Source organism: Bacillus sp. MYb78 (assembly GCF_002975115.1).
Classification (GTDB): Bacteria; Bacillota; Bacilli; order Bacillales; family Bacillaceae_G; genus Bacillus_A; species Bacillus_A cereus.
In genome coordinates, this window is sequence record NZ_PCOB01000044.1 from 1 (window position 1) to 8,295 (window position 8,295).

Here is an 8,295-nt window from a genome sequence, read left to right on the forward strand (position 1 = left end):
CCTACTACGGTAAGGCTACACCAATTTTTTAGTTCCAACTAAGGTATGGATACTCCAAAATTAATCATCATTCTTTTGTTTTATGTTGTTGCGAAGGTGAACAGAAAAAAACTTCGCTGAATTTCGTTTTTATTTTACCACAAATTTAATTTTTTGGTGCATTTTTAGTGACCACTGAGTGACCACTAAGTGCCAACAAATGACCATCAGAATGAAAAAATGACCACCCAGTGACCACCAATTAATAAATAGGCGTCCCAGTTTTCGTGGTCGTTTAGTGGTCATTTTTGGCGCGTACAAAACGCATACTTTTAATTTTTTTCACATACAAAACGCATATAAAATGACCAAAAATGCATACAGAACGCATATGAGTAAAAAAAGACGTCCCACTTTTTCGGGTTAAAAAAACGTTGATTTAAAGGGGCGTAAAGCGTGCTACAAGGGACACAAAACGTGCCACAAAAGTGCTTTAAACGTACACAAAACGGGCTACAAAGCCCAAAAAGGCATCCCGTAATTCACAAAATAGAAACCCAATAGGCTCAGCCTATTTCATCACTTTTTTTATAAAATGGGATTCGGTTTCCTTATGCTCTTCTTTAAAAAAAGGTTTATATGGCTTTTTAAGCTGGTAAATATTTTGTATTAAAAAAAGAAAATGCAGGATAAGGAGAGGGACACAGTTGTGTCTACGTGTATCAGTCAAAGCCTGATAGAATAATTTTTCATTGTGTACAGAGTTGTGACCACGATTGAAAAAGGGAATGCGTTTTGTGGTCACAAAACATTTATAAGGTCTATTTTACTAATGTTTTGATGTAGCCTTACTAATAGATCCGACAGATTAAATAATTAATGTTTGTGGCAATTAGCGAGGAATGGCGAAGATTAGGGAAGACATTTTTTGAAGTATATTGGGGCGAAGTATTAAGATTTTTATCCAAGTAATCGTTATAAAAAAATCAAAATGAAATGGCAGCAGGACTAAATTCAGGATCGTTGGAGGTTTAAATACGAATATAGTGTTGGGGTCTCAAGAAGAGATAAGTATATATTTAGAGATTCTATAGAAAAAATATTTTTAATATTTGTCGCAGAATTAGTGCTTACGCCCTAAAGATTATGTTAGGTATGGCGCGCATTCGGCCTTAGGCGGATGCGCGCCAGGGATAGTTAAGCGTTAAGAGGATGAAAAATATTAACAAGGTAGTTATCTATAGAGTTATTTAATATATAGTTGGATCTAATTGTGAGTTATAGAAGATATAGCCGATATAACTTCAGCTATAAAGGTAGAATGATTAAAAGAAGGAACGATGTATATATTCATCAGAATACGCAAAATCACTTCTGGAAGGTTTGAAATGTGAATCGGTAGATGGAAATGGAAAGCCTGTAAGAAGCCGTAGCAAGGCGAAGGAGTTTTATTTAGAAAAGTTTTTTGATTTGTAAAAAGTTTTTTAAATAAAACTTGATGTCCCGTAGGGTTGCCTAAAGGAATAGTAAATCAAGCTATTGCGTACTCCCAAACATTGTTTGGGGGACACTCGCTGTGAGCGTAAAGGGTGTGGGAATATCCCACGAATAAAAAATTTTTGTGTCCCTTTTTTTAAAAAGGACGGTTTGATTTTGTGGAATAATACGGGACGTGAAATTTTATTATGATTTATAAAGTTTATATAAATTATAAAACAAGGAGTTATATCGGTTATATCGAATGTAAATTTGTGAGGTGATTGCAATGGTTATTATATATCAAACAACAAAACAAGCAGCACAAACATTAAATATTAATCATACAACTTTTAAAAAATATTATGGCATGTTTGAGAGATATACCGGATATAACTTCTTAAGAGATTCAAAAGGACAGGTAATGTTTAGTGAATATGATTTAGAAGTATTTAAGAGGTTATTATTAGTTAAGGCGGAACCAGGAAGGACTATAGAAGAATCGTGTAGACTTGTTGGTGAAGAGTTTGGTATTTCGGATAAGAATCGAGTTATAACCGATATATCTCCTGAAAACGGAGGGGATAATAAGGCGATTGAAGAGTTAAAGGAATTGATTTTAATGCAGAATAATAAAATTGATGAATTAACTATTAAATTAAATGAACAGTCAAATCAAACTAAGATGATTGAAACAAGCGTTGGAGATAGAGATCAGCAATTGGTTAGATTAATGAAAGAAATGCTAGAAGTGAAAAGAATGGTGGCGGCAAGTAATAAAAAAAGATGGTGGCATTTTTTCAGAAAATAAATTTAGCCGAAAAGGCTTTTTTTATTGTTTTATAGACTCTATTGATGTAAAATTGGTGTTAATAAAACGTCAAGGAGGATCAAGATGGAAGAATTAAATAAAAAACCACAAGCTGAAATGGTTCGTGTTAATACTCGTATTTCTAAAGAAGTTAATGGTTGGTTAGATGAAAAAAGCGCTAGAACTGGTGTACCTAAATCTACTTTAATTTATTTGGCTTTGGAACAATATATACAACAACAAACAATGTTTGAGGAGTTACCTAAACTTCAACAAATGTATACGCAAATACAACAACAACAAATGGTTCAAGGAGATTTGTTAAGTGTGGTTAATAAGGATAACAATTTAGCTAAGTTTAGTTTGTAATTTAATTTTAGGAGGAGAATTAAATATGGATGATGCATTAACAAAAATTTTAGAGAAATTGGATCAACTTGATAAGAAAGTAGATACGATTGGTAGTGAGGTAAAAGAAATTAGAAAAGAAATGCAAGCACATCGAATGGAAATAGATGATAATTTTACGAAGTTATATAAGCTAGTTGAGGATAAAGATGTTGAGATTGATGTTCTGAATAAACGTGTATTTAAAAATGAAACAACAGTTGAAAAATTAAAGAGACAAAAACATTAGGATTCATATGTGAATTAAAATTATATGTGTTTATTTTTAAAGAAAGAAGATATTTAAGGGGAATGATATCTTGCAAAATATTAAAGAGATAAAGAAATTAATTAGGAAGAATCCTGGTAAATATGCGAGCATTTCTACAACTGAAGATGGTGATTTTGAAGGGGTTTTATTGAGTGGATTTTTTGCAAAGCAAGTTATGAAATTGGCTTCTCAATCCAATCATATTTCTCATGATTTTAATTCAAATGATCTTAGATCTTCTGATCTAACTTTAAAAGGAGTTTTTCTTTTTAATGGTACTGGAGTTCATTTTGTTTTTTATGAGGGTCTTGAGTCTATAAGGATTTATGATTCGCCAATGTTTGAAGAGGATTCTAAAGAGATGTTTGAGTATTTTAAGGAGTGGTTACATGCACATTCTTGATATTTACTTTAGTAAACGTTGTGAGAATGTAATAAAACATATTTAACAGTTTACTGTGTAAATGGGCACTTTGTGGAATTGTTTATAGAGAGGTGTTGTTATGGATTTAAAAACGTATTATGCGAATGTTATTAATGAACTAGAAAGTATTTTATTGTCTTCAGAAAAGGTTTGTGAAGACAATTTTTTAAAGATTGAACAATATTTAAGTAATAAATCTTTTATTGAAAATGATATTGACTATATTTTTTATCATTTAGATAATCTTGAGTGTTTAGTAAAAGATCGTGTTTTTCTTGAAGATGCTTTAAAAAGATATAGAGAAAAGTTAGATAAAGTAAAGAAGTAAATTCATAGTTTAATGTAGTTTCTACTTAACTAGTTAATAATAATAGGGATAGAGTCGCACTTTTTATTCGTTTTCTTAGAAAGGTTGTTTTTTATGGCTTTAGATATTGCTAAATGCGGTCGGCGGACCATCGTTTTACGCGAAAAAGCTACTGGTGATGTTATGATCCGAAGAATGTCCTGTAACCAGCTTTCTTGCCCTGTATGTGGTCCGGTCATTGCAGCACGTTTACAACTTCGAATTAAATATTTTTCTCAGCATGAACGTCTATTCTTTTTTAATACTATTACTTCTAAGGATGGTATTGATGATCTGGAGAAGACTTTTAAAAAGATTCGTAAAGAATTGTCTAGTGATTTTACGATTGAAGGATATATGAGACGTAAAAAAGTTAGTTACGAGAAAGCTTTAAAATGGTATGAAAAGAAAAAGAAAAAAATGATAGATTTTGATATTGATGTTGAACTTGGAATTTATTCAAGAAAAAATGCAATCATTGAAGTTGCAAATTTAAAAAAGGTTTATTATTTGGGTTTAAATGTTAAACAAAAAATTGAATTTCATAAGAAATATAATCATTTAGTAGACGAGCTATTTCCGGCTATTCATGAAGTTAATAAGCGAGATGAAATATTACATAAACAGTTGTACGAACGAATTTTAAGACGTTTTGAAGAGAATGAATTTGAAGATTTTAAGTTTATTAGGGTAGTTGAGTTGCATGAAAGTGGACAACCTCATTATCATTTTTTATGTAATCGTTATGTTTCTCATTATTTAATGAAGAAGATAACAGTTGAAGGTGTGAGTGAGGTTTATGATAATGCGTATATTGTGGATCATGCTATGGAGAGAAATAAAACTCTTACATATGACACTGTAGATACTGATATTGTTTCTTTTTATGTATCGAAAGTTACTAGATATGTTACTAAGGAGACTATAGAAACCTTTTCTGAATTGGAAAAGGAAGGTGATATAGCTAAGAAATTAATTAGTTCAAGTAATTGTATCAAGTTGTTTGATGAAAAAGATGAAGAAGAATCTAAGTATAAGAAATTAGGGGTATATGATTATCAAATTAATGCAACAAGTTATGAGGTTCCAAAAGTATTAGAAAATAGTGTAGAAGATTTTATTAAGTTTCATTCTGTAATGCTTAGGGATCAGTATGCAATTGATTTATTGAAATTTTCAAAGTCATTGGATTTAGATGATTTTATAAATTGTAACTATGTAATTCATGAGCGTTTAATTCAAGTTTCAGTTGCTGAATATAAAAATAAGTTATCGACTGTTTTTGATGAGACTGATTTAACTAAAGAACAATTAGAGTTATTAAAATCTTTTGTAGAAAATAAAATTACATTATTGTTAGGACGAGCTGGTACAGGTAAAACTTATACTTTAGTTAATTTGTTGAAAAAATTAAAGCCTAATCCACGTACAACTTTTATTTTAACGTATACAGGTAAAGCGTCTGTACGAATTAAAGAATTGTTGAGTCAACATGAATTAACCGAATACAAGCCTATGACAGTTCATAAAGCATGTTCATCTAATTGGAATTCGAATTTTTTAAAGAATGAGTATAATAACTTAGAATGTGAGTATTTGATTATTGATGAAGTAGGTATGATACCAAGAGATATTTTGATGAAAGTATTATTAGCTGTTCCTAGTTATACAAAGATTATTTTTGCTGGTGATGATGCTCAACTTCCACCTGTTAATGATTCTTCTGTAATTCCTGAATTAGAAGGTTTAGATTTTATAAATACTATAAGACTTACAAAAGTTTTTAGAAGTGGAGATACTGTGTTAGAGCTTGCATATAAAGTTTTAAATCGTGAATTAATTGATTTTAGATTATATGATGAAAAACAATTAGAAAAACTAGTTTTACCACTTGTGGAACAGGGGTATCAAATTTTAACAAATACAAAAAAAATGACTAAGAAAATTAATTTAATAGTTCAAGCTAATAAGGATAAAATTACGAAGTGTTTTAATGATTATTGTTATGAAATCGGTGATAGAGTCATGATCATTGCTAATGATTCATCTAGAAGGGTTTATAATGGTGATACTGGTAAAATTGTTGATTATGATGATAAAGGTATTTTAATTCAATTGGATTTTGAAGATAGGCAAGTGTTTTATAGATATTTAGATACAGTTAATATTGTACCAGCTTATGCATTTACAGTTCATAAATCTCAAGGTAGTGAATATGAGAATGTGGCGGTATTTTTAGAAAGTCAGCCGAAATTAAATACTAATAATTTATTATATACAGGAATTACAAGAGCGAAGAAAAATATAAAAGTTTATGTGCCGGATGAAAAGGTTTTATCGACTATGATAAATTGTGTTCCAGAACCGGTTTCGAATATAACATTAAATAATGTTTTTGATTTAGTAAATGGGATTTTAGATATAAAAAAAACATCTTCAATGGGCTGAAGATGTACAAAAATGTAGATTCTTCAATGGGTTGAAGAATCATAAGACTGAAATGATTGTTAAAGAATCTAATTGTATTATATATGTAATTTGTAGCATGGTCTATTTAATTTAATTTTTCGGAAGGATTTGTTGTTTATGTATGGTGCTTATTTAGATCCAGAAGATAGGGATAGAATAATGGGTAGTTTGTCTGATGAACAACAAGAGTATTTACGTATTTTTTTGAAGAGAGGTAATCAGACAGCATTCTCTAGTGTGTTAGCTAGATTAAAAGGTGGCGAATCTGAAGAGGATGCTGAACATATATCTACTCAATGGATGTTTATTGAGTAGATTGATGCAGGAAAAGTTTCGAAAGATCATCCGTGTGAGTGTGGTCGTCCTTTACGTTATCAATATATTGTTAAGAATTTAGTGACTAATAAAATTTTAAAGTTTAGTAAGGATCACTTTAAAAAACATACAGGTTTACCTTCTAGTATTGTTAAGGCAGTTTTGAAGGGAATGTATAAGATTGATTGTGAGTTAGATGAAATTTTGATTAAAATTTCATCTGGTTGGTCTTTATTTGAGAACTTAGGTATGGATTCTATTCCTAATGATTTGATTATGCCTATAGATATTAGAGAGCATTTAGAATTAGATTTACCTTTATTAGAACGTCAGGTTATGAGATTAAAAGGTGATTTGAGAAGTTATAATTCATTAAAGAAGAATATTGTTGAGAAAAATGATTCTGTAGATTTTGAAATAAACGAGGAAAGAGAAGAAGGACAAGCTTCTTTGTTTGATGAAGACATTGTTTTTGGATTTAATTTAGATGATGATAATGTTCAAACTATACGAAGTCAGCCTGTGAAAGTGAAACCTGTTTCTATTGAGAAGAACATTTCGTATCAATTTTTAAGTTTTGTTGAACAAGAATTTATTTTGCAGTTTATACAAAATGTTAATTCTGTAAGTGTGAGACAACTATGTGAATTTATGATTAAAGAGGTTGGCTCTTTAGATAAACGTTATCTTACTGGAAAGCCTCATATCTACGTTCATGTTTGTAGTTATTTAGATTTTTTAGTCACTCAAGGCAAGTTGAGCTATATTGAGAATTTAGATTATATTGATCGTATTTATTATATAGAATCAGATATTAGTTAGAAGGGATATGTATATTATCCCTTCTATTTTTTTATTTATTTAATCCTTTTCTTATAAGTTCTAGAATTGTTGCTGTTCTAGTAGAAATTCCGTTTTCTTCTTTGTATTCGTCAACTTTTTTTAATATTGATTGTGGGATTCTCATTTCTACTCTTTCTTTTTTATCTGTCATTATTATCACCTCTTCTTGTATTGTACGGAAAAATATCGTATAATACAAATTGTACGGAAAAAAGACGTATTTTTCACGTACAAAAAATGAAAATCAAAGGGGATTTTATTATGTTAGAAGACAAATTTTTAGAATCTAAGATTAAAAAATTAACTAATCAAAATGTAGTGGTTTTTACTGATGATGAGATTATTGAAGGAGTCCTTTTGGATAAGGATACTGGAGAAGAACGTTTGTTTGAAGTTTTTCGTAAGATTTGGGGTAAGAATTTCGCTTGGTTTGGAGAAGGAATTTATATTCAATGTGAAGATACAGTGACGTTTCGTGATTATGATGAGGTAGATAATATATTTAAGAAATAGTTTTATATAAATTTATATTAAATGCAGATTATTTATAGAAGAGCATAAGGTTTTTTTGCTATCACTAAAGGTGACAGGTTAGACAAAGCCTAACAAAAACGTGATATCATAAATATGAGAAAATCAATGGAGTTTCAATGTGTTTCCAATGGGTTTTCACTGTATATAATATGTTATTAGAAATTGGTTTTTTTGCTTTTAGATTGATAATTCTTGTGAAAGATAAAATGAAATTCCATTTATAAATGTTGTATATTTTAATAGTTTTATAGGAGTTTTTAAGAAGAGGTTGATGAGGATCAATGCATAGCAGCCATGTGCATTATTGTATTAGCGAATAAAAAAAACGATATGTTAACGTTACCCAAAAGGATAGCTTTAACATATCGTTTTTTTTATTTTTATGCCTACTACGGTAAGGCTACACCAATTTTTTAGTTCCAACTAAGGTATGGATACTC

Annotated in this window: 10 protein-coding genes; 9 read left to right on the forward strand and 1 reads right to left on the reverse strand. The window is 29.8% G+C overall.

Going from position 1 to position 8,295, the window contains the following annotated elements; translation table 11 throughout:
- Window positions 1-1,744: 1,744 nt before the first annotated feature.
- The 8 genes from CQ064_RS32315 to CQ064_RS32350 all read left to right on the forward strand — a co-directional run bounded on the left by CQ064_RS32315 (window position 1,745) and on the right by CQ064_RS32350 (window position 7,300).
- Window positions 1,745-2,266, forward strand: a complete 522-nt coding sequence (locus tag CQ064_RS32315; protein WP_000234812.1) for a DUF3967 domain-containing protein — start codon at window positions 1,745-1,747, stop codon at window positions 2,264-2,266.
- 84 nt (window positions 2,267-2,350) lie between these two features.
- A complete protein-coding gene (locus CQ064_RS32320) occupies window positions 2,351-2,635 on the forward strand; it encodes a hypothetical protein (RefSeq protein ID WP_000391901.1) in 285 nt (94 codons plus the stop codon).
- A gap of 25 nt (window positions 2,636-2,660) precedes the next feature.
- Window positions 2,661-2,903, forward strand: coding sequence for a hypothetical protein (locus tag CQ064_RS32325; protein WP_000340717.1), 243 nt, complete (start codon window positions 2,661-2,663; stop codon window positions 2,901-2,903).
- Between the two features lie 70 nt (window positions 2,904-2,973).
- The gene (locus CQ064_RS32330) at window positions 2,974-3,327 is read left to right on the forward strand and encodes a hypothetical protein (protein ID WP_001179589.1); all 354 of its coding nucleotides are present in this window, start codon (window positions 2,974-2,976) and stop codon (window positions 3,325-3,327) included.
- 100 nt (window positions 3,328-3,427) lie between these two features.
- The gene (locus tag CQ064_RS32335) at window positions 3,428-3,676 is read left to right on the forward strand and encodes a hypothetical protein (protein WP_000364675.1); all 249 of its coding nucleotides are present in this window, start codon (window positions 3,428-3,430) and stop codon (window positions 3,674-3,676) included.
- Window positions 3,677-3,769: 93 nt separating this feature from the next.
- Entirely contained in the window at window positions 3,770-6,142 is a 2,373-nt protein-coding gene (locus tag CQ064_RS32340; protein ID WP_001162327.1) for an ATP-dependent DNA helicase, read from the forward strand.
- Between the two features lie 138 nt (window positions 6,143-6,280).
- The gene (locus tag CQ064_RS32345; protein WP_000274139.1) at window positions 6,281-6,478 is read left to right on the forward strand and encodes a hypothetical protein; all 198 of its coding nucleotides are present in this window, start codon (window positions 6,281-6,283) and stop codon (window positions 6,476-6,478) included.
- 171 nt (window positions 6,479-6,649) lie between these two features.
- Window positions 6,650-7,300, forward strand: coding sequence for a DUF3895 domain-containing protein (locus tag CQ064_RS32350; protein ID WP_000276556.1), 651 nt, complete (start codon window positions 6,650-6,652; stop codon window positions 7,298-7,300).
- 31 nt (window positions 7,301-7,331) lie between these two features.
- Here the strand turns inward: CQ064_RS32350 and CQ064_RS33845 are convergent, their stop codons facing one another.
- A complete protein-coding gene (locus tag CQ064_RS33845) occupies window positions 7,332-7,472 on the reverse strand; it encodes a ribbon-helix-helix domain-containing protein (RefSeq protein WP_000130115.1) in 141 nt (46 codons plus the stop codon).
- Between the two features lie 110 nt (window positions 7,473-7,582).
- On the opposite strand from CQ064_RS33845, the gene CQ064_RS32355 reads away from it, so the two are divergent.
- Window positions 7,583-7,834 carry a hypothetical protein gene (locus tag CQ064_RS32355; protein ID WP_000888627.1) on the forward strand — a complete coding sequence of 84 codons (252 nt, stop codon included), beginning with the start codon at window positions 7,583-7,585 and terminating at the stop codon, window positions 7,832-7,834.
- Window positions 7,835-8,295 lie beyond the last annotated feature (461 nt).

Excerpts from the sequence above, each read along its gene's own strand:
- CQ064_RS32315 (WP_000234812.1), top strand. The coding sequence starts at position 1,745 with ATGGTTATTATATATCAAACAACAAAACAAGCAGCACAAACATTAAAT.
- CQ064_RS32320 (WP_000391901.1), top strand. The coding sequence starts at position 2,351 with ATGGAAGAATTAAATAAAAAACCACAAGCTGAAATGGTTCGTGTTAAT.
- CQ064_RS32325 (WP_000340717.1), top strand. The coding sequence starts at position 2,661 with ATGGATGATGCATTAACAAAAATTTTAGAGAAATTGGATCAACTTGAT.
- CQ064_RS32335 (WP_000364675.1), top strand. The coding sequence starts at position 3,428 with ATGGATTTAAAAACGTATTATGCGAATGTTATTAATGAACTAGAAAGT.
- CQ064_RS32340 (WP_001162327.1), top strand. The coding sequence starts at position 3,770 with ATGGCTTTAGATATTGCTAAATGCGGTCGGCGGACCATCGTTTTACGC.
- CQ064_RS32345 (WP_000274139.1), top strand. The coding sequence starts at position 6,281 with ATGTATGGTGCTTATTTAGATCCAGAAGATAGGGATAGAATAATGGGT.
- CQ064_RS32350 (WP_000276556.1), top strand. The coding sequence starts at position 6,650 with ATGTATAAGATTGATTGTGAGTTAGATGAAATTTTGATTAAAATTTCA.
- CQ064_RS33845 (WP_000130115.1), bottom strand. The coding sequence starts at position 7,472 with ATGACAGATAAAAAAGAAAGAGTAGAAATGAGAATCCCACAATCAATA.
- CQ064_RS32355 (WP_000888627.1), top strand. The coding sequence starts at position 7,583 with ATGTTAGAAGACAAATTTTTAGAATCTAAGATTAAAAAATTAACTAAT.